This is a genomic window from Parasphingorhabdus sp., from assembly GCF_039982395.1.
GTDB lineage: Bacteria > Pseudomonadota > Alphaproteobacteria > Sphingomonadales > Sphingomonadaceae > Parasphingorhabdus.
This window is the reverse complement of the sequence record NZ_JBDWYO010000001.1, coordinates 612,013-636,641: the sequence shown is the minus strand read 5'-3', so window position 1 is coordinate 636,641 and position 24,629 is coordinate 612,013. Positions and strand designations below refer to the sequence as shown.

At 53.1% G+C, this 24,629-nt stretch carries 27 protein-coding genes; 15 read left to right on the top strand and 12 right to left on the bottom strand.

What is annotated here, in order from left to right; genetic code table 11:
• Position 1: 1 nt before the first annotated feature.
• From lptB to ABJV08_RS03140, 4 genes are all read right to left on the bottom strand, one after another.
• Complete coding sequence (lptB, locus tag ABJV08_RS03155; RefSeq protein ID WP_348039301.1) at positions 2 to 763, bottom strand: LPS export ABC transporter ATP-binding protein; 762 nt, start codon at positions 761 to 763, stop codon at positions 2 to 4.
• A 216-nt stretch (positions 764 to 979) separates the two neighbouring features.
• A complete protein-coding gene (locus tag ABJV08_RS03150) occupies positions 980 to 1,528 on the bottom strand; it encodes an LptA/OstA family protein (protein WP_348038624.1) in 549 nt (182 codons plus the stop codon).
• A gap of 1 nt (position 1,529) precedes the next feature.
• Entirely contained in the window at positions 1,530 to 2,174 is a 645-nt protein-coding gene (lptC, locus tag ABJV08_RS03145; protein ID WP_348038626.1) for an LPS export ABC transporter periplasmic protein LptC, read from the bottom strand.
• A gap of 56 nt (positions 2,175 to 2,230) precedes the next feature.
• Positions 2,231 to 2,848 (bottom strand): ribonuclease H-like domain-containing protein, encoded by a 618-nt coding sequence (locus ABJV08_RS03140; protein WP_348038628.1) that lies wholly within the window; start codon positions 2,846 to 2,848, stop codon positions 2,231 to 2,233.
• 231 nt (positions 2,849 to 3,079) lie between these two features.
• On the opposite strand from ABJV08_RS03140, the gene ABJV08_RS03135 reads away from it, so the two are divergent.
• Together ABJV08_RS03135 and ABJV08_RS03130 are read left to right on the top strand one after the other, a co-directional pair.
• Positions 3,080 to 3,442 carry a DUF4870 domain-containing protein gene (locus ABJV08_RS03135; RefSeq protein ID WP_348038630.1) on the top strand — a complete coding sequence of 121 codons (363 nt, stop codon included), beginning with the start codon at positions 3,080 to 3,082 and terminating at the stop codon, positions 3,440 to 3,442.
• A 189-nt stretch (positions 3,443 to 3,631) separates the two neighbouring features.
• Positions 3,632 to 4,303 (top strand): cold-shock protein, encoded by a 672-nt coding sequence (locus ABJV08_RS03130; protein ID WP_348038632.1) that lies wholly within the window; start codon positions 3,632 to 3,634, stop codon positions 4,301 to 4,303.
• Positions 4,304 to 4,445: 142 nt separating this feature from the next.
• Here the strand turns inward: ABJV08_RS03130 and ABJV08_RS03125 are convergent, their stop codons facing one another.
• The 4 genes from ABJV08_RS03125 to ABJV08_RS03110 all read right to left on the bottom strand — a co-directional run bounded on the left by ABJV08_RS03125 (position 4,446) and on the right by ABJV08_RS03110 (position 9,824).
• On the bottom strand, positions 4,446 to 8,030 hold the full coding sequence (locus tag ABJV08_RS03125) for an autotransporter domain-containing protein (RefSeq protein ID WP_348038634.1): 3,585 nt from the start codon (positions 8,028 to 8,030) through the stop codon (positions 4,446 to 4,448).
• 274 nt (positions 8,031 to 8,304) lie between these two features.
• Entirely contained in the window at positions 8,305 to 8,775 is a 471-nt protein-coding gene (locus tag ABJV08_RS03120; RefSeq protein WP_348118415.1) for a DNA starvation/stationary phase protection protein, read from the bottom strand.
• Between the two features lie 134 nt (positions 8,776 to 8,909).
• On the bottom strand, positions 8,910 to 9,476 hold the full coding sequence (locus ABJV08_RS03115) for a TMEM165/GDT1 family protein (protein ID WP_348038638.1): 567 nt from the start codon (positions 9,474 to 9,476) through the stop codon (positions 8,910 to 8,912).
• Positions 9,477 to 9,488: 12 nt separating this feature from the next.
• Positions 9,489 to 9,824: a hypothetical protein gene (locus ABJV08_RS03110; RefSeq protein WP_348038640.1), complete on the bottom strand. Its 336-nt coding sequence runs from the start codon at positions 9,822 to 9,824 to the stop codon at positions 9,489 to 9,491.
• Between the two features lie 198 nt (positions 9,825 to 10,022).
• Between ABJV08_RS03110 and rpmG the strand changes: the two genes are divergently transcribed.
• Positions 10,023 to 10,190 (top strand): 50S ribosomal protein L33, encoded by a 168-nt coding sequence (rpmG, locus tag ABJV08_RS03105; RefSeq protein ID WP_066741431.1) that lies wholly within the window; start codon positions 10,023 to 10,025, stop codon positions 10,188 to 10,190.
• Positions 10,191 to 10,209: 19 nt separating this feature from the next.
• Here the strand turns inward: rpmG and ABJV08_RS03100 are convergent, their stop codons facing one another.
• Positions 10,210 to 10,578, bottom strand: coding sequence for a response regulator (locus ABJV08_RS03100; RefSeq protein ID WP_348038642.1), 369 nt, complete (start codon positions 10,576 to 10,578; stop codon positions 10,210 to 10,212).
• Between the two features lie 52 nt (positions 10,579 to 10,630).
• Here ABJV08_RS03100 and ABJV08_RS03095 point away from each other — a divergent pair, with 52 nt between their 5' ends.
• From ABJV08_RS03095 to ABJV08_RS03075, 5 genes are read left to right on the top strand one after another with little or no spacing between them, the layout of a single operon-like run.
• Positions 10,631 to 10,921: a DUF3572 domain-containing protein gene (locus ABJV08_RS03095; protein ID WP_348038644.1), complete on the top strand. Its 291-nt coding sequence runs from the start codon at positions 10,631 to 10,633 to the stop codon at positions 10,919 to 10,921.
• Positions 10,914 to 11,591: an HAD family hydrolase gene (locus ABJV08_RS03090; RefSeq protein ID WP_348038646.1), complete on the top strand. Its 678-nt coding sequence runs from the start codon at positions 10,914 to 10,916 to the stop codon at positions 11,589 to 11,591. Before ABJV08_RS03095 ends, ABJV08_RS03090 begins: the two co-directional genes overlap by 8 nt.
• 12 nt (positions 11,592 to 11,603) lie before the next feature.
• Positions 11,604 to 12,071 carry a RidA family protein gene (locus tag ABJV08_RS03085; protein WP_348038648.1) on the top strand — a complete coding sequence of 156 codons (468 nt, stop codon included), beginning with the start codon at positions 11,604 to 11,606 and terminating at the stop codon, positions 12,069 to 12,071.
• Positions 12,068 to 12,826, top strand: a complete 759-nt coding sequence (locus ABJV08_RS03080; protein ID WP_348038650.1) for a glycerophosphodiester phosphodiesterase family protein — start codon at positions 12,068 to 12,070, stop codon at positions 12,824 to 12,826. The genes ABJV08_RS03085 and ABJV08_RS03080 overlap by 4 nt, the downstream gene beginning before the upstream one ends.
• A gap of 14 nt (positions 12,827 to 12,840) precedes the next feature.
• Complete coding sequence (locus tag ABJV08_RS03075) at positions 12,841 to 14,001, top strand: GNAT family N-acetyltransferase (RefSeq protein WP_348038652.1); 1,161 nt, start codon at positions 12,841 to 12,843, stop codon at positions 13,999 to 14,001.
• On the opposite strand, the gene ABJV08_RS03070 is transcribed toward ABJV08_RS03075, so the two are convergent.
• Positions 13,998 to 14,294, bottom strand: coding sequence for an SEL1-like repeat protein (locus tag ABJV08_RS03070; protein WP_348038654.1), 297 nt, complete (start codon positions 14,292 to 14,294; stop codon positions 13,998 to 14,000). The genes ABJV08_RS03075 and ABJV08_RS03070 overlap by 4 nt on opposite strands.
• A gap of 174 nt (positions 14,295 to 14,468) precedes the next feature.
• On the bottom strand, positions 14,469 to 15,308 hold the full coding sequence (gene panC / locus ABJV08_RS03065; RefSeq protein WP_348038656.1) for a pantoate--beta-alanine ligase: 840 nt from the start codon (positions 15,306 to 15,308) through the stop codon (positions 14,469 to 14,471).
• A 101-nt stretch (positions 15,309 to 15,409) separates the two neighbouring features.
• Between panC and ABJV08_RS03060 the strand changes: the two genes are divergently transcribed.
• The 6 genes from ABJV08_RS03060 to ABJV08_RS03035 all read left to right on the top strand — a co-directional run bounded on the left by ABJV08_RS03060 (position 15,410) and on the right by ABJV08_RS03035 (position 20,807).
• Positions 15,410 to 16,234, top strand: a complete 825-nt coding sequence (locus tag ABJV08_RS03060) for a division plane positioning ATPase MipZ (RefSeq protein WP_348038658.1) — start codon at positions 15,410 to 15,412, stop codon at positions 16,232 to 16,234.
• A gap of 3 nt (positions 16,235 to 16,237) precedes the next feature.
• Positions 16,238 to 16,672 (top strand): J domain-containing protein, encoded by a 435-nt coding sequence (locus tag ABJV08_RS03055; RefSeq protein ID WP_348038660.1) that lies wholly within the window; start codon positions 16,238 to 16,240, stop codon positions 16,670 to 16,672.
• Between the two features lie 88 nt (positions 16,673 to 16,760).
• Positions 16,761 to 18,170 carry a phosphomannomutase/phosphoglucomutase gene (locus ABJV08_RS03050; protein WP_348038662.1) on the top strand — a complete coding sequence of 470 codons (1,410 nt, stop codon included), beginning with the start codon at positions 16,761 to 16,763 and terminating at the stop codon, positions 18,168 to 18,170.
• 111 nt (positions 18,171 to 18,281) lie between these two features.
• Positions 18,282 to 18,680: an MAPEG family protein gene (locus ABJV08_RS03045; RefSeq protein WP_348038664.1), complete on the top strand. Its 399-nt coding sequence runs from the start codon at positions 18,282 to 18,284 to the stop codon at positions 18,678 to 18,680.
• A 13-nt stretch (positions 18,681 to 18,693) separates the two neighbouring features.
• Positions 18,694 to 20,397, top strand: coding sequence for an amidohydrolase family protein (locus tag ABJV08_RS03040; protein WP_348038666.1), 1,704 nt, complete (start codon positions 18,694 to 18,696; stop codon positions 20,395 to 20,397).
• Positions 20,394 to 20,807, top strand: a complete 414-nt coding sequence (locus tag ABJV08_RS03035) for a hypothetical protein (RefSeq protein WP_348038668.1) — start codon at positions 20,394 to 20,396, stop codon at positions 20,805 to 20,807. The genes ABJV08_RS03040 and ABJV08_RS03035 overlap by 4 nt, the downstream gene beginning before the upstream one ends.
• A 33-nt stretch (positions 20,808 to 20,840) precedes the next feature.
• Here the strand turns inward: ABJV08_RS03035 and ABJV08_RS03030 are convergent, their stop codons facing one another.
• Positions 20,841 to 21,887, bottom strand: a complete 1,047-nt coding sequence (locus ABJV08_RS03030) for an AI-2E family transporter (protein ID WP_348038670.1) — start codon at positions 21,885 to 21,887, stop codon at positions 20,841 to 20,843.
• A gap of 267 nt (positions 21,888 to 22,154) precedes the next feature.
• Here ABJV08_RS03030 and ABJV08_RS03025 point away from each other — a divergent pair, with 267 nt between their 5' ends.
• The gene (locus tag ABJV08_RS03025; RefSeq protein ID WP_348038672.1) at positions 22,155 to 24,590 is read left to right on the top strand and encodes a ligase-associated DNA damage response DEXH box helicase; all 2,436 of its coding nucleotides are present in this window, start codon (positions 22,155 to 22,157) and stop codon (positions 24,588 to 24,590) included.
• Positions 24,591 to 24,629: the final 39 nt, after the last annotated feature.

The window sequence follows — 24,629 nt, the reverse complement described above, 5'->3', positions numbered from 1 at the left end:
GCTATAGAGCGAAGCCTTCGCCCAAATAGAGCCGCCGGACATTGGCATCTGCCACAAGGTCTTCAGGGCTGCCGGCAAACAACACTTGCCCGTCATAAATGATACAGGCGCGATCTACGATATCGAGCGTCTCTCTAACATTATGGTCGGTGATCAGGACGCCGATGCCACGCTCTCGCAATTGACACACCAAATCTCGAATATCCGCGATAGAAAGAGGATCGATGCCAGCGAAGGGCTCATCCAGAAGTACGATCGATGGGCTGGCCGCTAGTGCGCGAGCGATCTCGCATCGACGGCGTTCGCCGCCTGATAGTGCCATGGCTGGCGAGCTACGTAGCTTTTCCAAGCCGAATTCATCGATCAGACGATCTAGCGTTTCTTGCCGCACGCTAGCATCGGGTTCAACCATCTCTAGGACGGCCATGATATTCTGCTCCACGGTCATGCCGCGAAAAATCGATGTTTCCTGCGGAAGATAGCCGATACCCAGAATCGCCCTGCGATACATGGGAAGCGATGTAATGTCCTCCCCGTCTAGCATGATTCGCCCGGCATCCGGACGCACCAAACCCATTACCGAATAGAAGCATGTTGTCTTTCCGGCGCCATTCGGACCCAATAAGCCGACAACTTCGCCGCGACCGACGGAAAGGGACACATCGGAAAGGACAGACCGTTTGTCGTAGCTTTTGGCAATGGAAACAACCGCCAAGCCATGTTCCATCGCATCGCTCGCCATCGCTGCGCCCGGATCGGCCATTGTCGGAATATCAGTCACGGCAGTGTCGTTCATCATTCGTCCTCATTCGCATGGGCGTCTTGTTTATTGGTTAACAGCATGCCCCAACCTGAAGTCAATTGGCAAGCTTTGTGCATGGAAGATGGAAAATGGTCTTTGAGCGCAATTGGGGAAGTGAACAGACAGTCCGTCCGTTTCCGCAACGGTGCGTCGTTCTTGTCTTTGCCAAGCGAGACTTCAATCTTTCCGTTGCGGTACCGTGAACGTGCCAGAAACACGCCCATTGGAATCTGGGGAACCCACCGAAGAACCTCCGGTAGAGCGCCCGTCGATCGTTGATCGGCCCGATGTCAGATCGATGATAACACGACCGCCGGAAAGACGGTTCGTACCCTGGGTAAGGGTCACATCACCAATCAGGGTGATCAACCGTCGATTGAGATCATAAATGGCTACATTTCCGGATGCAGTGTCGCCCGCTTTCCTTATCGTAACACCGCCAGCTGCATCAATCCGGTCGATTTCAACTCCGCCGGTGCTGCGATAGGCAACCGTCATGCGCGCTGCATTGAGCACCAATCCAGCTTGCTCAACACGAACCGCACCTGATAATATCACACGGTCAGCGCGATCCTGAACTTCGATCCGCCCCGCATCGAAATTCACCGGGGCATTGCTATTGTGGCTTCCAAAAACCTGTGCGGGTGCCGGTCCTGCAAATAGGACAAGTGCCGAAGCGAGGATTGCCGTGCCCGCGGACACCGATAGAAAAAGGTTCAATTTCATCTCAAGGTCTTCTTAGTCCATTTTGTTCGATCCGCAAACGCGCATTGCCATCAAGGCTCACGGTGCGCGCCACCAAATCTGCTTCCAACCGATCCGCCCGAAACGTTCCGATATTGGTTCGCCCTTCGACCACACCATCACTTTTCAATGTACGCTGTTTGAGGTCTACTGTTACGTTGCTCGTAGATAAGCGATATCCGCTGGCAGCCTCAACTTGCACGGGCCCAGGCACCCGGACGTTTTCCTGATCCATATCATAGCGACCTGTGCCGGCGCGTATCTGGGCTGGACCTTCCGTCAACAAGATACGGGCAGAAAGATCCTTCAAATCCACAACCGCTTCGTTCGAGCTTTTCTGTACTGCAGAACCTGCTTTTAGAGAAAAAGGACGGCCTTCGCTATCCTCTCCGCGATATAGCGCTTCGGTTACCCGCATTCGTTCCTTAGCGACGTCGACACTGTTCTTATCGAGAACAAAGCTCAGTTCGCCAGACATAGTGAAAGGAGCGAGCGCAAGCATAGAACCCAATATTCCAACGCCGACCGGAAGGATGAAGCGAAGCCATCTTACGTTTCTATCATGCTTGCTATTCGGAGCAGCAAATTCCTGACGCTTCGTCCGGACAATATTCGCGTTGGTGGACATGGCTAAACTAAAATCTCGCAATCAATTTGTCTGTGAAAGAATAGGACTTCAACCATTTAGGCATGAGCAAAAATGTCGGTTTCTGGCCAACCCGCCAAGTCCAACCTTGCACGATCTGGCAGAAATTCGAAGCAAGCTTGCGCAAGCGCAGTCCGACCCTCTCGCTCGAGCCGAATTTCAAGCACATCCTTCAGACGATGCAAAAAACGGACATCAGATGCAGCATATTCCCTCTGTGCATCGCTGAGTTCGGGATTACCCCAATCGCTCGATTGTTGCTGTTTCGAAATATCCTGACCAAGTAGTTCACGCACGAGTTCCTTCAATCCGTGACGATCTGTGTATGTTCGAATCAGCCGCGAGGCAATTTTGGTACAGAATACTGGAGCGGCCATCACGCCAAGATATTTTTCGATTGCAGCCAAATCAAAGCGTGCAAAATGATATAGTTTAACGCGATTACTGTCCGCCAAAATAGCTTTTAGATTGGGAGCGCTATAGTCACTGTCGGGGCCAAAACGCACCAGATGTTCGTCACCTTGACCGTCCGATATTTGGAGAAGGCAGAGACGATCACGATGGGTTTGAAGACCCATGGTTTCGGTATCAACGGCCACCGCGCCATCGCTCAACATGTCTGCGGGAATATCTTCTTCATGAAAAAAAACTGCCATAATGATCTGCCTGTCTGTTCTATCGCTGGGCTGGCTTCATTTTCTCGATCATAACGCTCGTATAACGCCGTTCAAACCATTGGTTTTAAACCTTAACCGAACTCCGGAACGAGAATTGACAGCACCGCTTCATTGGTAATGCTATGTGCCGCAGGCAGGTTCAAACAGCAAGTATAGTTTAATTATCGTTGTGCAAAGGCTGCCCGTAAACGAAGCTAGGAGCTTGATATTGTGACTGAGAATGTTCCCCAACCGGCTACGCCAGGCTTCGATTTGAACAAGGCAACCATAATTTCATTGCTCTATTTGGCGGGATTTGTGGTCGGTGTTACCAGTTTGGTGGGTGTTATCCTCGCGCTGGTGTGGAAGGATGAAGTCGCGGGAACTTGGGAAGAAAGCCATTTGCAATTTCATATCATGACCTTCGTCATCGGATTGGTGGTCGGCATTATTGGCCTTATTCTCTCTTTTGTTCTGATCGGCATCCCCATTCTTCTCGCCTTAACGGTCCGGATATTGGTTCGCTCGGTTGTCGCTCTATTGAAAGCGCAAAAACAAGAGCCGATTGCAGATCCCAAAACCTGGCTGTTCTGATCTAGGCCTCTCTTATTGTGGTTTTGATCCAAGCGGCAGCCAAAAAGCCGATTTCATTGGCTTATTGTCCCGTTTTTCTATATCGTTGAGAGACGCGGCAATGGGATTCGCGTGAAACAATGCTCCGGAAATCGTCCGCTGTGACATTGGTATGATTGGGCAGGGCGGATTGAAAGTGACGATTTAAGAATGGGTTTTGACAGAAACCGGCGAGGTAGAGGCCGGGACAAGCGCGACGGCTTCGGCGACGAAAACTTCGATGGATACCAAGGTGATAACGGTCCGCCCGTGGAGAGATACACGCGGCCTGACAGTGATTCCGGCAGCCCTAGGCGGGGCGGCGGTGGCATGCCTGACCAAGTTGTGGGCGAAAGCACCGGAACGGTAAAATTTTTCAACGCACAAAAGGGCTTTGGCTTCATCGTTCAAGATGGCGGTGGCGAGGATGTTTTCGTTCACATCAGTCAAGTCGAACGTGCGGGCCTCAAAGGCCTTGCTGAGGGCCAGACGTTGCGCTTCTCACTGGTTGATCGTGGCGGAAAAGTTTCCGCTTCGGACATTCAGATCGAAGGCGACCTGATCGAAGTTCCCGATAATGGTGGCGGCCGTGAAGAGCGCAGCGGTGGTCCCCCTCGCAGAGAACTGACCGGAGAAAAAGCGACCGGCACCGTAAAATTTTTTAACGGCACCAAAGGCTTTGGATTCATTCAGCGTGATGACGGGCAACCGGATGCTTTCGTGCATATTTCAGCGGTTGAACGCGCAGGCATGCGTGGGCTGGAAGAAGGTGACAAACTAGAATTTGAATTGGAAGTCGATCAACGTGGCAAGACCGCGGCGGTGAACCTGGTTTCAAAATAGTGCGTTAGATCACATCAATAGAAAAAATGGCGGGTTTCCCCGCCATTTTTTTTGTGTGTTGAAGCCACTGATCCATGGACAGCAGATGGCCACAGAAAAGCCCGCCGAACAAGTCCGGCGGGCTTTCTAGGTTTAGCGGTTACTAGAAGCGGAAGCTAATCGCGCCCGAATAAACCTGACTGGAAACGTCCGTCCGTCCAACCGTCGTATCGGCCGAAAGGTCAATAGAGACATTGCCCATATTGTAGCGCAAGCCAACGCCGGCCTCACCCCAGTTTTTGTCAGGGGTAACGAGAGCGAATGGAACCGTTCCACCATTTCCGCCAACAAAGTTAGCGGAGAAAGCCGATGGGTTGTCCATGAACTCATGAACATAATGCATCGATGCACGCAGTTGCAATTTCTTGCCTGGCTTCGATTTAAATTCAACCCCTGCCAATCCCTGGATGCTGGCATAATCTGGGCGAACAATCGTCAAGGCTGGTCCACCTCCCAGTTCACTGACATTGCTGAAGTTAATCTTCGCTGCCCGTGCACGAATGCCTGGAGCAACGATTGCATCGAGCAAGTTCAGTTCTTTCGACAATCCCAGTTCCGATGCGAATATCAAACTATCATCATCGGTTGTCAGGTTGAACGCCTGTGGGCCAAGAGCAACAGAGCGTGCCGTCTTCGCATTATAGGTACCCAGAGACACGCGGGCATCAAATACCAAGTCAGCAAATGTTTTGCTACGGCCGTAGACCGATCCCATGATCGTTCTTGCCTGCGCAGTGTTACCCAATGCGACCGTGGCATCGACATCCGAATAGTAACCGGAAAATCCGATGAATGAGGACTCATCCAGATAATATTCAAGACCACCAGCGATAAAGAAGCCGTCAAACTCATCTTCGCCATCAGCACCAGCGCCGCCATTGCGAAGTGGCATAGATCCACCATCGCCATTCACAAAGCCGCCAGCCAGATAGACTGCCATATCCTCGTTAACACCACCGGAACGAACTTCTGTATCGTCCGCATTTGCAGCCGCATCACTCAAGACACTGGCTCCGTTCACTGCGATGCCACCGAGAGAGGCTGCAGCCAATTGCATCGGACGACCAATAACAGCAACAGTACCACCATTTGACGAACGATCCGCTAGGCTGATTCTGTTCTGATGGAAATCAGCAACGTTACCAAGAAAGCCCTGACCCATTGATTGAACCGTTGATTCCGTCGTGGGGGCCCAGCTGTCAAAGGTGGATTGGATTGTTGCTGCATCCGTGAAATCCAAGAATGAGAACAGACCAGCAAGCGCGGCATTTCCGCGGTTACGGTTCATTAGGCCAGCATAGCTGGACTGCACAGCATTGTTGCCGTCAATGACATTATTATAGCTCTGTGCACGAACCGTCAGGTCCACTGCATTTGCGCTATAAGTCAGCGTCGACAACAAAATTGCTGACAGATTGGATACGCCGTTGAATTGGTTGGTCACACCACCATCGGCCGTCAAGATACGATATGTACTTGGCGTCGTGGTTTGGAAACCTGCAACCGAAGCGAGTGCAACATTGCCGCCGATATTCGCTTCACCGGTAACGGTGAGGAGATCGGAATTTCCTGATGCACCGAGATCAACAAGCATTGTTGAACCAGAAGCAGCAATGAGATTTCCATCAATCGCCAATGTGCCGACTGTACCCATTGTGCCAGGCGCAATCGCACCAGCGATGCTGGTTACGAACGGAGCCGTAACGGTACCCGTACCGGATAGTACACCTGAGAAAATGGTGTAGTCATTGGCACTGTTCAACATACCGTCAACAGCAACCCGGCCACCAGTCTGGTTGCCATCATTTTCCAATGTCAAACTGCCATTGGAATTGATCACCAATCCAGCAGCTCCACCAACATTCAAGCGGTCAATGGTACGAGCGCTGCTCAATGTTGTCGTGCCAGCCTGATTAAGCGTCACTTCAAAGTAACGACGGCCTGCCAGGATACCGTCAACATCGGAGTCAACATTTTCAGGAATGAAATCCGTCGCGCCAACCAAACCATTGGCAATGGTTGGTGTTGGCTGAGGATCGCCAGGTGCATGAGGCTGTTCTTCAGAAGCTTCCGGTCCACCATTGGCTTCTGGAGCAACAGCAACCGGTGTTGCACCGCCGCTAATCGCTACTTCGCCAATTGGTTGAGCACCGCCGCTAATGGCAATATTTTCAACCAGTGTGGCGCCGCCACTAATGGCAACATTCTCGACAATCATACCTTCGCCGCGGATCGCAGCATTGGCAGCGATTGTTGGCCGGCCTGCAGAAGCAGCCTCTGAGGTCACAGCAGTTGCCTGCACTTCAGCCGAGGCTTCAACGACTGGAGCCGTTGGCGTAACTGCCGCTACTTCGGCGGGTGTCGCATTTGGAACTTGCGCCTGTCCGATGTTGGAAGTTGGCGCCGGTGTCGGAGCTGGTCGCGATGGAGGCGTAGGTTGTCCTGTTGCTAGGTCAAAACAGCCGTCACCAGGATTATCGCCTTCTGGATCGAAGCAAACTTCGCCAAATTGTGGACTATCACCAGTTCGTCCGAGCTCTTGCGTATCAGGAAATCCGTTTACGATATTTCCATCCGCATCAATGATGCGATAGGCCGGATCAAGATCGGTCTGCCAATGCGTAGGGTCTTCCCAAGCGCCGTCACCCGCTTTCGCACTCACGTAGCGATATGGGTTTGTTGCGGCGATATAGTCATGGAAAAGGAACAGCGGCTGATAAAAGCTTTCTGTACCATAAGAGCTGAAGACTTGAGCTCCAAAGAAACGTGAACCACCGGAAAGAACACCAATTTGGATATCTTCGTCAGTAATTGCGTTGTTTGCAGCATCAAGGATCAATGGACCGCCCGAATCACCGCCAGCCGTGGTGCCTTCGTTTGCGCGAGGCTCATCTTTGTAGAGATTAAAATCAAACGGGTTTGTTTTGTTCGGATCATCGAAATCGAGACGGTATAGAACCTGTGGCAAGTCACCAAAAGGCTGGCCAAACAGGAAGGTATTGCGGTCATCGAACGATGTCAGCGAGCCCAGCATATTCTCGGCCGCTTTACGACGCCAGTCAATGCCTGAGGAAGCACCGGTCGTGCCGCTGCCCGAGCGACCGTAGCCAGTGATATTTACGTGATAGCCGGTGCCATCTTCGTCACTAATCGCGCCAGGATCCGGAAGTGGCGAGAATAGAAGCGCCCAAGTAGGGATATTTCGCGCCGGATCATCCAGAGCTGCAAGCGCGATATCGGCTTCTAGAAAGCCAAATGCATTCGGGTCGACAAGAGAGTCGGCACTATAATAGATCTGGCTGATATTATAAACAAACAGATCAGGGTTGGACGCAAAGCCATTACCGATCCAGTTTTGGAAACCTGGAAGGGCATTTACATCGAAAGAAAATGCCGAGTTGATGTTACCATCGGCAAAATCACTTTCGGGATTGCTGTTCACACAGTGGGCGGCAAACAAGACAGTACGCGGATTGATCAAAGTGCCGGAGCAAACAAAACCATCGTTACGGAAGAACATGCCAACGCCATTCACGCCGCCGTCGGTATCTACGATATCGTCCGGGGTGAAATTGTCGTTTGGTACAATTGCCTGAGCAGGTGTTGCCAGAGCGAGTGTAGCAATTGCCCCCGCCGCCGCTGTGCGCAGAAGCGCTGAACGTTTGGTTTGTCCGAAATTCTTGATCATGGAAAAAAGTCCCCTGTAAAATTCAGTCCGAATAGACTCAAGCGCCTGCTCTGCTTGATTTTGTTACCCAAATCAAAGCGAAATATACGAGGAAAATTCAACAATTGGCAGAAAACCATGGATTTCTGCGGGATTCCCACTTGCAACAGTTAAAATTTAGTTACTTCTGTGATGATTTAGCAACAGACATTTGCTGATTTCGGCCAAAAACCTGCCGTCGCCCGTTACATTTGCGGACGGGCGGCAGGAATTTGATTCGATTCAAAGGAGCAGCTCAATCTTTCTGCGCAATCGCCAGCAAAAACCACGCTCGCTCTTCTGCCTGATCGGTCCAATCGTCCATCAAGCCGTCAGTGGCATTGTCACCCGCCTCTGCCGCAAGTTCCTTCGTTTCCCTCAATTTCGCGACAAGCATCAAATTGTCCGAACGCAATTCGTCCAGCATGTCCGCTGCCCCGACCTTGGCGGCATCATTGTCCGCTATGCTCTGGCGTCGCGTTATGTCGCCGATTGATGTGAGCGTGCGATGGCCATTCTTGCGAACGCGTTCCGCAATCACATCAATGGTGGCGAATATCTGTGCCGCATGTTCGTCAAACATGAGGTGATAGTCACGAAAATGCGGGCCAGATACATGCCAGTGAAAATTCTTGGTTTTGAGATAGAGTGCGAAACTATCTGCCAGAATGCCGTTCAACGCTTCTGCTACCGCTGCCTTTGCATTGTCACCTGTTGTCATCTTCATACTCCTTTTTGGCTTCATCTAATCTATGCCCAAAAGGATATCGTGATTTGTGTGATCGGTAAAGCGAGGAAACTTACTATCACAGATTGAAAAAATCGATCTAAAGAGCTGATCACAAAATGACGACTGTGTAGCTAGAAAATTCCCCAGGCGCCAAGCGCCAGAATACTCCCGACCAAAAGGAAGGCCGTCCCCCCAATATATCGAATAGACTGTATCGGGATATTTTCAGCCAATTGACGACGGAAGAGGATAGCGGGCACGCAAGCAATCATCATACCGATCCAACCACCGGCTGTGGAGAATGCCCACATATCTGTTCGTGCCGCGGTAGCCGCCAGCACAAATTGCCCCTTGTCACCAAATTGCAAAATGAAGATGCCGACAAATGAAGTCCAAAAGGGCCCTAGACTCCAATCTTGCAACAGATCGACCGGACGCCGCCACGCCACCATGCCAACGCCCGCAGAGAATAGGGACAGTGCATAGAAGAGCTGCAAAGCATCTTCGCTGATCCACTGATGAACCGCCGAACCGGCTATTGCTGATATAAGACAATTGCAGAGGGTGGCGAGCCCCAAGCCCCAGATGATCGGAGACATCCGGCCATATCTTATAGCCAGTGCAGCACATAAAATCTGTGGCCGGTCGCCAAACTCGGCAACGGCCAAAGCAAAAAGTGAGGTTAGAAAAGCATCCACCGGCTGCGGCGTTCAGGCCTGTCCGCCTAGACGAAGCGCCACATTGGCCATAAGCGCCTCCGTCATGGCCGGACTCATCTCATCAACATCAAGTGCCGCCCGCATCGCCTCCAAATATGAACGCGCCACAGTCACCGCGCCACCATTTTGAATGGCGGGCTGTAGCGCTGTTTCCAAGGCACAGCTGAGATCACGAAGCGCGGACAGACGGTGTTGCGTTGCTTTCTGCCGGACATGGTCGAGGTGCAAAAGAAACTGGAGCGGGTGCTGGCCAACCAATTCTGCTGGCAGGTCGTCTAACAACGTTAGCATTTCAGCATGCACGAACAGATTTTTATCATGGTTCATCGCAATTCTTCCCTGTTTCCATGCAACCATGCAAAAACATGGTTAAGATGGCGTAAAGGGAGCCGAGTTTATCAGTCGGGGGACAGCGAAGGCTTTTTCTTGACAACCCGTCGCATTTTCACCATTAGCGCGACGAACGAATGCGGCGCTAGATAGCGTCGCTGTTTTTATTTCAGCTTCTGCCTTAAGGAATGCACCATGGCGAAACCAGCCAATGTAAAGATCAAACTCGTCAGCACGGCGGACACCGGATTTTTCTATGTAACCAGAAAAAACCCGCGGAATCTCACCGAAAAAATGGTGCAACGCAAATATGATCCCGTCGTTCGCAAACATGTCGAATTTAAAGAAGCCAAAATCAAATAAGCGACTATTTGACTGAGCTTTAGCGGTGCAGAACTTTCTGCACCGATTCGATAAATTTTGCGACAGAAATGGGCTTTGAAACATAAGCCTCAGCACCGGCACTCAATATCCGGTCCTCATCCCCTTTGCCGGCATATGCCGTCACAGCCATGATCGGAATGATCTTGAGCTGACTATCTTTCTTGATCTGCTCGATCAGTTCCAGTCCGCTAACATGGGGCAATTGGATATCCATAACGATTAGATTCGGTACAAAGCTGCGCGCCTTTTCAAGCACTTCTCTGCCATCGCTAACCGGCTCAACCACAAAACCATGAGCCCGCAGCAGGTCGCAAAATAGCTTGAGGTTCAATTCATTGTCCTCAACCACCAACACTCTTTTTGCCACGACTTGATTTGCCCTTTCAAACTTGCTGCCGACCCATTAGGCGAAAGCGGCAATGGAAACAAATCCCAATCTAGGGCAAGACCCTGAAATCATCGCCTTGCAAGCACTCGGCTGGGTGCTGCAGGATCAGGACCGAGCGCAGCGCCTTCTTGCGCTGACCGGGCTGGATCCGCGCGAACTGAGAAACGGGCTTGAAGATCCAACAATGCTTGCTTCTCTGCTCGGCTTTCTAGCGAACCACGAACCCGATCTATTGGCTTGTGCCGAAGCGATCGATGTTTCCCCCGCCAAACTGGCTGCGGCTGCAGACCAACTCAACCCTCCCGGAGATTTTCATGAATAAGAAGCCACTTCTGATCAGTGACTGCGACGAAGTTTTGCTGCATATGGTGGTGCCGTTTCAGCAATGGCTGGATAGCGATAAAGACATTCATTTCGATCTTGAAAATGGCAGTGATTTTGCGAACGCACTACGCCACAAACATGATGGCACTCAGGTTCTACCGGAAAAAATCTGGCCGATGCTCAAAGAATTTTTTGACTCCGAAATGCACCGGCAGGGGCCGATTGAGGATGCGGTAGAGTCTATCAACAAGCTAAGCGAGACGGCCGATGTAGTGATTTTAACCAATCTATTGGATGATCGCCGTACGGCGCGTGCAGAGCAGCTGAAGGCTGCGGGCATAGATTTTCCGGTTTATACCAATCAAGGCGGCAAGGGCGAATTGCTAAACAATATTATCGCTGAATTTAAACCCTCTGCAACCGTCTTTGTTGATGATCTGGGTCATCAGCACGCCAGCGTCGCCAAACATGCGCCCGATGTCTGGCGACTGCAGATGGTTGGCGAACCGATTTTGGCGAAACATATCAAGACGAATCCTGCCGCCCATAGTAGAATCGATCGATGGAGCGAAGCTGTGAACTGGATCGCCGACAAATTTGAAAAGGGCGAACCGGCTCCTGCGATGGACTTGCCATCACAAGAACTTGACCCCACCAACCATGCATGAGAGTTTTGCGCCATGATTGACAATATTGAAAAAGCTTTGATAGCCAAAGGCATTGATTTGCCAAAGCCCGCGGCCCCCGTTGCATCTTATGTTCCTGCGGTGGAAGCCAATGGATTGCTCCATATCAGCGGGCAGGTGTCCATGCACGATGGTGAACTGATCACCGGACGTCTCGGTGACAATATGTCGCTGGAGGAAGGCCAACAGGCCGCCAAGGCCTGTGCGTTGATGATTGCCGCACAAATCAAGAAAGCGGTCGGATCTCTCGACCGGGTTGATCGTGTTGTTAAACTGGGTGTCTACGTCAACAGCACAGCGGATTATACCGACCAACCGAAGGTTGCCAATGGCTGCTCTGACATGATGGAAGTGATTTTCGGTGCCGCAGGAATCCATGCCCGTAGCGCCGTAGGCGTAGCAGCCCTCCCGCTTGGCGTCGCGGTCGAGGTTGATGCCATCATCGCACTTAAAACCGAGTGATAGGATCGCTGCTCGATAAGGCATTTGCGCCCGCTCCTGCGCCAGACCGTGTGGCGTTCCTGAAAGGCCAGCCTTATGCGCATCGCGGATTGCATGGCAATGATGTCCTGGAAAACAGTCCGTCGGCCTTTGAAGCCGCAATCAAGCTCGGACATGGCATTGAGTGTGATGTGCAAGCCGCAGAAGATGGTCGGGCCTTTGTCTTTCACGACTATGAATTGGATCGATTGACTGACCAAAGTGGTGCCATAGGGAAACTGCGGGCCGAGGATATTGATCAGATCCAGTTAAACGGCGGGCATGGCAAAATTCCGAGACTTCGCGAAACCCTGGCGCAGGTTGCTGCGCGGGTGCCGGTCCTAATTGAAATCAAGTCGCGCAATCTGCAGGTTGGGCCCCTTTGCCTTTCGGTTAGGCGCGCCTTGGAAGGCTATGGCGGCAAAGCTGCGATAATGTCCTTCAATCCGCTGGTTGGCGCCTGGTTTCGAAAAAATGCCAATCATATCGTTCGTGGATTGGTTGTTACGGAAGAGAACGGCAAAAATTGGCGAGGACGCATCGCTCGACACCGCAATCTTTGGACTGCGCAACCGGATTTTTTAGCTTATGATATCCGTGACTTGCCGTCGCGCTTTGCAACTTCCCAGCGTGCCCGGGGCCTACCGATAGTGACTTGGACGGTACGCTCTGCTGAACAAGAAGCAGTCGCGTCAATACATGCTGACGAACCGGTTTATGAGATGATCCAGAACTGATAGCATTGATATTGATGTCTGATTCCTCTGTCACTCCCACTGAAATTCTCGCGCGCGTTGCCGATGACATAGCGAGCCTTCCGGCGGACCAATGGAATTTATGTGCGGGGCCAGCCAACCCGTTTGTCTCGCACGCCTTTTTGTCCGCAATGGAAGAATCAAATAGTGTCGGGCCGGGCACCGGCTGGAAATCCCTACCCATCGTGATTGAAGATGAGGGGGGAAACATAGCTGCCTGCCTGCCCAGCTATCTCAAATCACATAGTCAGGGCGAATATACTTTTGATCAGCAGTGGGCCCACGCGTTTGAAAGTGCTGGCGGACAATATTATCCCAAGATCCAAGTCGCCTCACCCTTTTCGCCCGTTCCGGGACCTCGTCTATTAATGCGCGACGAATCCTTCGCTATTCCCTTGTTGCGGGCGGCCGAACAATTGGCTGAGAACAATGGCATTTCATCGGTACACGCAACATTTATCAAAGAAGATCAACTCGAATATTTTCGCCAGGCTGGCTGGCTGATCCGCACCGACAGCCAGTTTCATTGGCGCAATGACGACTATGAGAATTTTGACGGTTTTCTCTCGGCCCTGTCCTCCCGGAAGCGCAAAGCGATTCGCCGGGAACGAGCCAAGGCCGTCGAACAAGTAGATATCATTCATCTCTCTGGCGATGAAATCCAACCGCATCATTGGGATTATTTCTGGGAATTTTATCAGGATACCGGCCTGCGCAAATGGGGCCAACCCTATTTGACCCAAAGTGCCTTTGATCTGCTGAATCAGAAAATGGCGGACAAATTGTTGTTGATATTCGCGATGCAAGAGGGAGTGCCGGTAGCGGGCGCGCTCAATGTCATTGGTTCGGAGACTCTTTACGGTCGCTATTGGGGGTGTACGCGCAATATCCCGTTTCTGCATTTCGAGGTTTGCTATTATCAGGCGATTGACGCAGCCATCGCCAGGGGATTGAAGACAGTCGAAGCCGGAGCCCAAGGAAGCCACAAATTGGCGCGTGGCTATCAGCCCGTGCCTACCTGGTCGGCACATTATATTGTCGATCCAGGGTTTCGCTCAGCCATTGCCGACTATCTCGAACGAGAGCGGCAAGCTATTAGTGCGGACATTGAATTTCTGGCCGACATGGGCCCATTTAAGAAATCAAACTCGACTTAAGCCGCGCGGCGTGTGTTTGCCTGAAGCCAGCTGCGGGCTTCTCGTTGAGCTTCCGCAATTTCCCGAGCCGTCATATCAAGCGATATTTCTGCACGGCAAACCTTGCTTTCATCATGCCCAGACAAAGCAGCCAGATTGAACCATTTATGCGCTTCGATCAAATCAACCTCTACGCCTTCCGAGCCGGTAGAATAGATCACACCAAGATCAAAATATGCATTGCTGCTGCCCTGCGATGCCTCGGCGAGGCGACTTTCGATTAGAAAGGCGGCGCTTTTCATGCTGTTGCCCATATTGTTTCGTCCCTGTTTCAATTGCCGCGTTTTCTGGCGACAGGGAGACTTTCAACCCAATTTCCTAAAGGAATGGTTAACGTGAATCGCAGAAAATTAGTCTGACTCAGTCAAAAACCCTTGAAATCAGGCCATTTTGCAATTTTGGATCATTAACCATAGGCTGCTGCAGCCTTAGGAAATGGGGATATTGTCGATCAAGCGGGTTTGACCGATGCGGGCAGCGACGAAAAGACGGGCCGGATTTGTAAAAACATCCAAAACTGACAAATCAATGGCGTTGCGAAGCTCCAGATAGTCGATCTTATGAAAGCCCGAAGCCAGTAATCGTGTTTTCGCATTGTCCAAAACCACTGACAAATTCTCACCCGCTGCGATTGCTTTTGCCGCATCCTTCATCACTTTTGGGAGCACCGCAGCTTTCGCTCTCTGTTCTTCAGTCAAATAGGTGTTGCGGGACGATAAGGCGAGACCATCAGGGTCACGAACCGTTTGAACACCAACAACGTCATGCGTAAAATCAAGGTCGCGAGCCATTTGCCGGATGATCGCAAGCTGCTGATAATCTTTTTCGCCAAAATAGGCAGCATCAGGACGAATTTGGTTGAACAGTTTTGCAACCACTGTGGCAACGCCGTCAAAATGGCCGGGCCGGGCAGCGCCGCACAGACCATCACTGATTCCGCCCACGGTTACATTGGTAGCATAGCCTTCTGGATAGATTTGTTCCGCTGTTGGCGCCCACAACAATTCCACACCCGCCGCCTCCAACAAGGCAGCATCTTCAGCCTCCGGACGTGGATAGGCATCCAAGTCCTCACCCTCGCCGAATTGGGCTGGATTGACGAAGATAGACGCCACGACCTTATCACATTGCTCCATTGCCACTTCCACCAGCCGCATATGTCCCCGATGCAGCGCGCCCATGGTCGGCACCAGTCCGATTTTCGATCCATCTTTACGAATCTCTGTCAAAGCGTCCCGCAGCGGGTCAAGCTGTCGAACAATTTGCATGCGTTTCTCTTTGCGTTTAGATTTTGCGGTAAGGCTCAGATAAGCTATGCGATGGTGAGACGTCCTTCGCAAGGGCCAAGAACAGGGGTATCGCTCAAAACGTGACCAACAATGCGCATCATATTGTCTTTGCCAATGAAAAAGGCGGTACAGGCAAGTCGACCACTGCTGTTCATGTTGCGGTTGCGCTTGCCTATCAGGGACACAAGGTCGGCATCATCGATTTGGATCCGCGTCAGCGTACATCCTATCGCTATCTGGAAAACCGCGACGCGACGATGAAGCGGAAAAACATAGAGATTCCGCAACCCAGTTATGAAGTATTCGAACATGCCAATCTTGCCCGGCTCGAACAGCTCATCGAACGGATGTCCCACGGCACCGACTTTCTGCTTTTCGACACGCCAGGCCGCGATGACAAATATGCACGCTTCGTAGCAACTCGGGCCAACACCTTGGTCACGCCGATCAATGACAGCTTTGTCGATTTCGATCTAATCGGCCAAGTAGACCCGGAAACCTTCAAGGTTCGCAAACTGAGCTTTTATGCGGAATTGATCTGGGAAGCGCGCAAAGCGAGAGCCAAAGCTGATGGCACAACAATCGACTGGGTGGTGTTAAGAAACCGGACCCAATATGTAGAAGCCCACAATATGAAGCGGATCGTGGCCGCCCTGACAGAATTGTCCCAGCGAGTCGGATTCCGGATCATCCCGGGTCTTAGCGAGCGGGTTATATATCGTGAACTTTTCCCTGCGGGCCTAACGATGCTGGACAAGCAGCATCTGGGACGACTCGCCACCAGTCATTTGGCAGCGCGGCAGGAATTGCGTGAATTGATCAAACATCTCGCACTGCCGCAAACAGCCCAGCGTTCGCCCGGAGACGACGAACCAAGCTTTCCAAAGCCCAAGCTGGTGGCCTGACCGATGATGCCACTACTCATATTCGGCGGCGCAATTTTGGCCTGGCTGGTCTTATCCGGCAAAGCCAAAACGATGACGGCCAATCAATGGCTGGCCCTCGTAGTAGCCTTGTTGGGCGCCAATTTCCTGCGCAGCGGTGGCTGGATCATGGGTGGCGCAATGCTAGCGGGCGCAGCCTTTCTGAGCGGTTGGCGGATATTGATTCCAGCGCGCGACAAGGAAGAACCGAAACGCAAACCACGCAATTTTGAACTGGACCGCGCACGATCCTTATTGGGCATCAGCGCTGATGCGGGTTTTATAGAGATTAACGCGGCCTGGAAAGAAAGGCTGTCAGAGCATCATCCTGACAATGGCGGAGATGAGCAGTTGGCGAAGATGATAAACCGGGCGCGGGACATCTTATTGGAAGAATTGGAAGCATCTGGCCGCCGGTAACATGTCCCCGCATCAGAGCAGTATTGCTGGATTTTCTGATATTTGCATCCTAATGATACTGCAAAATCCAACAATATAGGACTCCGCCATGACCGCACCCGATACCCATGAATTTCACGCCACTTCGCTGCGCGAATATGACATTCGCGGTATCATCGGTGAAACGCTGGGTGCCGATGATGCTTATGCTATTGGCCGGGGATTCGGGACTTTAATAGCCCGTGATAACGGCACAGCAGTCGCCACCGGATTTGATGGCCGCACGAGTTCACCGATGCTCGAGGACGCTCTTGTCCGTGGACTCAATGATGCCGGAGTCAATGCCATTTCTGTCGGAATGGGCCCCACTCCTATGCTATATTATGCCGAATCTGTACTGAATCAGGTGCAAGGCGGCATCATGATCACCGGCAGTCACAATCCGGCAAATTACAACGGTTTCAAAATGGTGTTTCAGGGACGCCCCTTTTTCGGCGCCGACATATTGAAGCTTGGAACCATGGCAGCAGCCGGCGACTGGGATCAGGGAACCGGCTCTCTGGAACGGATCGAAATCGAAGATGAATATGTCGAGCGCTTGTTGAAAAACTTCACCGGCAGCGCGTTTAAAGTTGGTTGGGATTGCGGCAACGGAGCTGCCGGCCCGGTGGTCGAGAAACTGACTGCACTGCTCTCGGATCGCGGCGCCGGGGAACATCACCTGCTCTACACCGATGTCGATGGATCTTTTCCCAATCATCATCCAGACCCGACCGAGGAAAAGAACCTCGTGGACCTAAAAGCTCTGGTCGCCGATAAAAATCTCGATTTCGGCGTTGCTTTTGACGGCGACGGTGACCGCATTGGTGCCATTGATGGCGAAGGCCGGGTAATCTGGGGCGACCAATTGCTGCAAATCTATGCCGAAGACGTATTGAAAAGCGAACCGGGCGCCACGATCATCGCAGACGTCAAGGCGTCACAGGCATTATACGACCGGATAGCCGAACTTGGCGGAGAACCGCTCATGTGGAAGACCGGTCACAGCCTCATTAAATCCAAGATGAAGGAAACGGGCTCACCGCTCGCCGGTGAAATGAGCGGCCATGTCTTTTTCAAACATGACTATTATGGCTTTGATGACGCGCCTTATGCCGCGATCCGCTTGATTCAGGCTGCCTCTAACATTGGCAAGAGCGTGACCCAGTTGCGCAGCGATATGGTCGATATGATCAACACGCCGGAAATGCGCTTTCAAGTCGACGAAAGCCGTAAATTTGCAGTGATCGATGAAGTGCTGGAACGACTTTCTGCCAGTGGAGCGAACGTCAACAACACTGACGGCGCGCGCGTGAATACCGACGATGGCTGGTGGCTGCTCCGAGCGAGCAACACACAAGATGTACTGGTGGCCCGGGCCGAAGCAAAATCACAAGAAGGCCTCGACCGTTTGATGGCACAGATTGACGAGCAATTGGCGCTGTCCGGTCTGGAGCGTGGAGAACAGGCGGGACACTGATCCACAAGCCGGATCAAAGCCTTGCCCAACTGCCCTTATCCATTTGCAGTATAGATATCCTGATTGAGCTCCCTATGATCGGAAGATCAAACGACAGGAAGCCTGCTGATCATGGACCCTTATATTTACGTCGCATTCGTAAGCGCATTGGCTTTGCTGGCTTATTATTTCACGCTGCTGATGGCCGGTCTGGCGCGTGGACGGTTTAATGTCGCCGTGCCATCGCACAGCGGCCCGCCCGAATATGAACGCTATGTCCGGGCGCATCAAAACACGCTGGAGCATCTGATATTGTTCCTGCCCGGCATGTGGCTGTTCGCTTATGTTATCAGCCCCTATTGGGCTGCCGCTATAGGCCTGATCTGGCCGTTCATGCGGGTTGGCTATGCTCTGGGATATCACAAAGCACCGGAAAAGCGGCTCCGCTGGCTCTATATCAGCATGCCGCCCATCTATATTTTTGTGCTGGGATCGCTGATCGGCAGCATCGTACGTTGGATCAAAGCATGAGAGGCGATAGACTATGAGCGAACATGATCTTGTCATCCGCAGCGGGACCATTGCCGACGGCAGCGGCGGTGATCTGATCACCGGCGATATCGCGGTGGATGACGGCAAAATTACGGCCATCGGACAGGTCCCTGGCTCAGGTCGCGAAGAAATTGATGCTGCGGGCAAAATCGTAACACCCGGCTTTGTCGATGTGCACACCCATTATGATGGTCAGTGCATCTGGGCAGAAGAACTCAGCCCCTCGTCGTCTCACGGCGTGACAACGGCAATCATGGGCAATTGCGGTGTCGGCTTCGCGCCTTGCCGTACAGAAGATCACGACATGCTGATCAATGTGATGGAAGGCGTAGAGGATATTCCCGGCGTGGTGATGGCCGATGGCCTGCCATGGAACTGGGAGACTTTTCCGGAGTATCTTGATGTCGTGGAAAAGGGCAAGCGCGACATAGACGTCGCCGCCTATTTGCCGCACTCGCCGCTACGCGTCTATGCCATGGGCGCGCGCGGGGCGTCCCGGGAACCCGCAAATGATGACGATCTGGCGAAGATGCGACAATTGTCGCGGGAAGCGATGGAAGCCGGAGCAATCGGCTTCGCCACTTCACGGCTATCCATTCACAAGACGGCAGATGGCGGATCCATCCCGACATTTGAGGCCGACGTCGCAGAACTGGAAGCCATTTGTGGCGGCATGACGGACGCTGGCACAGGAACCTTTCAGGTCGTACTCGATGCCTTTGTCGGCTGGGATAAAGAATATAAAGTGATTGAACGGGTCGTGGAAAGTTCCGGCCGGCCCGCAACCTTCACGCTGGCCTCCGGCAATGACGGCCCGCCGCGCTGGCGCAAGGTGCTCGATATGATCGAAAACACCAACACCAAGGGCGGCAAGGCAACTGCCCAGATCATGCCGCGCCCGATCGGGCTGATCGCCGGACTGGAACTGACCGTTCACCCCTTCATTCTCTGCCCCAGCTGGTCGAAAATTGCGGACTTGCCAATTGATGAGCAAGTTGCAGCGATGCGCGACCCTGACTTGCGCGCTGCACTGCTGAGCGAAGACTTTGAAGAGGGCCACCCGTTCAACGCGCTGGCCCGCGACTGGAACTGGCTGTTCCCGCTCGACAATCCACCGGATTATGCACCGCCAAAAGAGATGAGCATGGCAGGGCAGGCAGCAGCCAAAGGCTGTACCCCGCAGGAGATCGCCTATGACCGGTTACTGGAAACCAAAGGCAAGGGTCTCTTCCTTGCAGCATTGGGCAACTACGAAAATGGGACGCTGGCCAGCGCCCACGAGATGCTAAGCCACCCCCATTGCGTTCCCGGCCTCGGTGATGGCGGTGCCCATTATGGGGCGATATGCGACGCCAGCTATTCAACCTTTTTGCTGACCCAATTTGTTCGCAATCCCAAGGCCGAAAGCTTTGAATTGGCGGAAGCCGTGCACATGCTTTCACACAAGGCCGCCAAAGCGGTCGGGCTGGATCAGCGCGGCTTGCTGAAGCTTGGCGCCAAGGCTGATATCAATGTGATTGATCTCGAGAAGCTGCAATTGCACCTTCCTGAAGTTGTTCGCGACCTGCCGGCTGGCGGACAAAGGCTGCATCAGCGGGCTTCCGGCTATGACGCCACAATCGTGTCCGGAGAAATCATCCGGCGCTTTGACCAATCAACCGGCGCACGACCGGGCAGGTTGGTGCGCGGAGCGTGAAAAAAAGCATCCCGGAACAGACGCGCTCAGCCTGGGCCGGTTTGCCAGAATCACTGACGGCAAAGCTAATAGAACTTCGTTCACTGGTTCTGGAGGTTGCCAACGAGAACCCGGCCATTGGCCCGCTTGAAGAGACGCTGAAATGGAGCGAGCCTGCGTTCCTGACATCGCATACAAAGTCAGGCACAACGATACGGATCAATCGTCACAAGAAATCCGACGACGAATATGCCTTCTATGTGCACTGCCAAACCGATCTGATCGATCGTTACAAACAATTATATAGTAACAGTCTGGCCTTTGAAGGCAGTCGCGCCGTGGTGTTTGACGCAAAATGCGCTCTACCCATTGATATCGTCAAACATTGCATCGCAATGGCTCTGACCTATCATTTGCGGGATCCCCGCTAGCTTTTCCAACCCTAGGCGCGCACCGTCGAAGAGCTAATCACCGGCCTTGGCGACCATCTTAGACTCCATATGCATATCCGAAAAAATGCCCCAGATCGCGATGAACAGAGCCGCTACCAACGGGCCAATCACGATGCCGTTAATCCCGAACAACTGCAATCCGCCAAGGGTGGAAATAAGCACAACATAATCCGGCATCCGCGTATCCCGGCCGACCAAAACCGGCCGCACTAGATTGTCGACCATACTGATGATGAACACACCACAAAGTATCAGCACGACACCTTGCCAGACGTCACCGGTGACCAGCAAGAACAGGGCAACCGGAGCCCAGATAAAGCCGGTACCGATGGCCGGAATGAGTGAAAATACTCCCATCAGCACTGCCCAGAGCAATGCGCCGCGAATATCTAGCAACCAAAAGGCCAAACCACCGAGACTGCCTTGAATGATCGCGATAATCAGGCTGCCTTTGATCGTCGCACGAATCACCACCAGAAATTTGTCCATCAAAATCCCGCGTCTTTCTTCTCCGAGCGGGATCATCTGTTCGATACGCTCGGCCAGCGCACGGCCATCGCGCAGCAGGAAGAACGTCAAATAGAGCATGACGCCAAGACCCAATAGAAATTGGAATGCGCCCTGCCCGACGTTGAGCAACTGGCTGACCATGAATTCCAATATGGCGGAAATAGATTGTTCGATTTCCGCCCTTATGCTGGCAAAATCATTATAGCCATAAGCCGCCAATTGGGCTTGCATCCAATTGGGCAAGGAATTTTCAAACGCTTCGAACGCCGCCCCGAAATCAATCTCTCCGTCTTGAATCCGCACGTACAAACTCGCGGCTTCTTGCGCCAGCGCCATGCCGAGCAATATTGCGGGAACCACGACCAGCAGCAATATCAGGACCAACGTGATGCCGGCGACCAGATTGGTCCGTCCGGGCAAATATCCGAGCAGACGTTCATAAACCGGACGAAAAAGAACCGCGACAACGACGCCCCAGACTACGGCGCCGAAAAACGGTTCAACCAGCACCGCAAACGCCAGCGACACGATCACCAGAAGAGCGATCATAAAACCCCATTCAACGCGTTTTCTCGATATTGCCTGATTGTCCATTTGCGTTGCTCTTATTGGGTCCGCATTCGCGGCCGCGGGATCGTTGCTCTGCGCTGCAGATACGGGAATAATCCGGGACGGGCAAGGATCAGCCGCGATCTGCAAAATATTGATTCTACCACATGGCCCTCTGTTCAAATCTTTTGAAAGCTGCGACAATGATATATTAGCGTCACAGAAACCGGGAGCGGTGTTGAAACAAGAGAGCACCATTCCAGCGCAATGACCGTTGAAACCATTCCGTCTATCCTAACCGATTGGTTTGCCGCCCGTGGCTGGGCTATGCGACAGCATCAACTGGACATGTTACAAGCGGCCCAGGCGGGGCGCCATGCCTTGCTGACAGCACCAACCGGAGCGGGCAAAACATTGGCGGGTTTTTTGCCCACGCTGGTGGATCTTGTGGAACAAACAGACTTTGATGGCCTCCACACGCTCTATATCTCGCCACTCAAGGCCCTTGCTGTGGACGTCCAGCGCAACTTGCTGACCCCCATTGAAGAAATGGGATTGCCCATCTCGGTCGAGACCCGCAGCGGCGATACGCCGGCGAATCGCAAAGCACGCCAACGGGTCAAGCCGCCCCAGATTCTGCTGACCACGCCGGAATCACTCAATCTGCTGCTCAGCCAGCCAGAAAGCTTGACCCTGTTTGCAGGTCTCCGGCGGGTGGTGATCGATGAGGTCCACGCTTTCGCCACAGGCAAGCGCGGCGATCTGCTCGCTCTGTCTTTGGCAAGATTGCAAAGGCTTGCTCCGAAGATGCAGCGGGTTGCCTTGTCCGCAACGGTGGCAGATCCTGATGATTTTCGCGCGTGGCTTGCCCCTTATGGTGATATTGACAGCGTGACCCATGTGCAAGGCGCAGAAGGCGCGGCTGCCGATCTGTCGATCATGCTGCCCGAAACACCCGAAAGCGATCCGGTGCGGGTGCCCTGGTCCGGCCATGCCGGCACCTATGCCATGCCGCAAGTGATGGAACAGATTCGCAGCAACCGGATGACGCTGATATTCTGCAACACCCGCTTTCTCGCCGAATTCACGTTTCAGAAGCTATGGGATATCAATGACGAGACTCTCGCCATCGGTATCCACCATGGCAGCCTGTCCAAGGAAGCGCGCCGCAAGGTCGAGGGCGCCATGGCGTCGGGCAGGATGCGCGCGCTCGTCTGCACCGCCTCGCTCGATCTCGGAGTAGACTGGGGCGACATTGATTGCGTCATCCAAATGGGCGCGCCAAAAGGCTCCTCGCGGCTGCTCCAGCGCATTGGCCGCGCCAACCACCGGCTGGACATATCATCAAAAGCCCTGCTCGTCCCCGGCAACCGTTTTGAATATCTAGAGGCCCAGGCGGCCATGGATGCGGTGAATGAAGGCAAGCGTGACGGGGAACCCTTTCGCCCCGGTGGCCTTGATGTCCTTGCCCAGCATATCATGAGCTGCGCCTGTGCAGCGCCCTTTCAAGAAGATGATCTGCTCGACGAACTGCAATCCGCCCTGCCCTATAGCGCCTTGACCCGAGAGCAATTTGAGCAGGTTCTCAATTTCACGCGCGATGGTGGCTATGCGCTCAAAGCCTATGACAAGTTCAAAAGACTCCGCCGGGATACGACGGGCCTATGGACTCTGACTCATCCGAAATTTGCAGCCCAGCACAGACTCAACGCCGGAATCATTGTCGATGCCGCAATGATGTCCGTGCGGTTCAAAAACGGTCGGAATCTGGGCAAGGTCGAGGATAGCTTTGCCGCCATGCTGTCGGTGGGCGACACATTTTTCTTTGCCGGTCTGAGCCTCGAACTGATCAAGATGGACAGCAGCGACGTCATCGTGCGCGCATCCAAGAAAGCCGCCATGATCCCCAGCTATGGCGGTGCCAGACTGCCGCTAACCACCCATTTGTCGGACCGGGTGCGCGGCTTCCTGACCGATCGAGCAGGCTGGGCGCGCTTCCCCGATGATGTCCGCGAATGGCTGGAAATACAGGATTATCGTTCGGTGATGCCGGAGTCCGGACAATTGCTGGTCGAGACGTTCCCCCACGACAAGCTGCATTATATGGTGAGCTATAGTTTTGAAGGCTGGAACGCGCATCAGTCGCTGGGCATGCTGCTCACCCGGCGAATGGAGGATCGCGGCCTCAAGCCGGTTGGCTTTGTCGCCAATGACTATGCCCTGGCCTGCTTTAGTGTCGAGCCGGTCACGGATCCCGCGCCCTTGTTCAGTGCCGATATCTTGGAGGATGAATTTTTCGACTGGGTCGAAGGGTCTCATCTGCTGAAAAGAGCCTTCCGAGAGGTTGCGGTGATCAGCGGTCTGGTGGAGCGGCACCATCCCGGCAAACGCAAGACCGGCAAGCAAGTCACCTTTTCGACCGATCTGATCTTTGATGTGCTGCGCAAATATGAGCCAGACCATCTGCTGATGCAGGCAGCCTGGGCCGATGCCCGGGCGCGGATGACCGATGTCGGGCGTCTCGGCGATCTTCTCGACCGGGCGGTACATTCGCTCGTCCATGTTGATCTGGATCGGGTCAGCCCGCTTGCGGTGCCGCTGCTGGTGATGATCGGACGGGAACATGTCGCGCAGGGTGCGACCGATGATGCGCTGCTGATCGAAGCGGAATCCCTGATCAACGAAGCGATGAAAATCGACTAAGGGCCGGCGGTTCGTCACTTGGCATTTGGTGGGAACGGG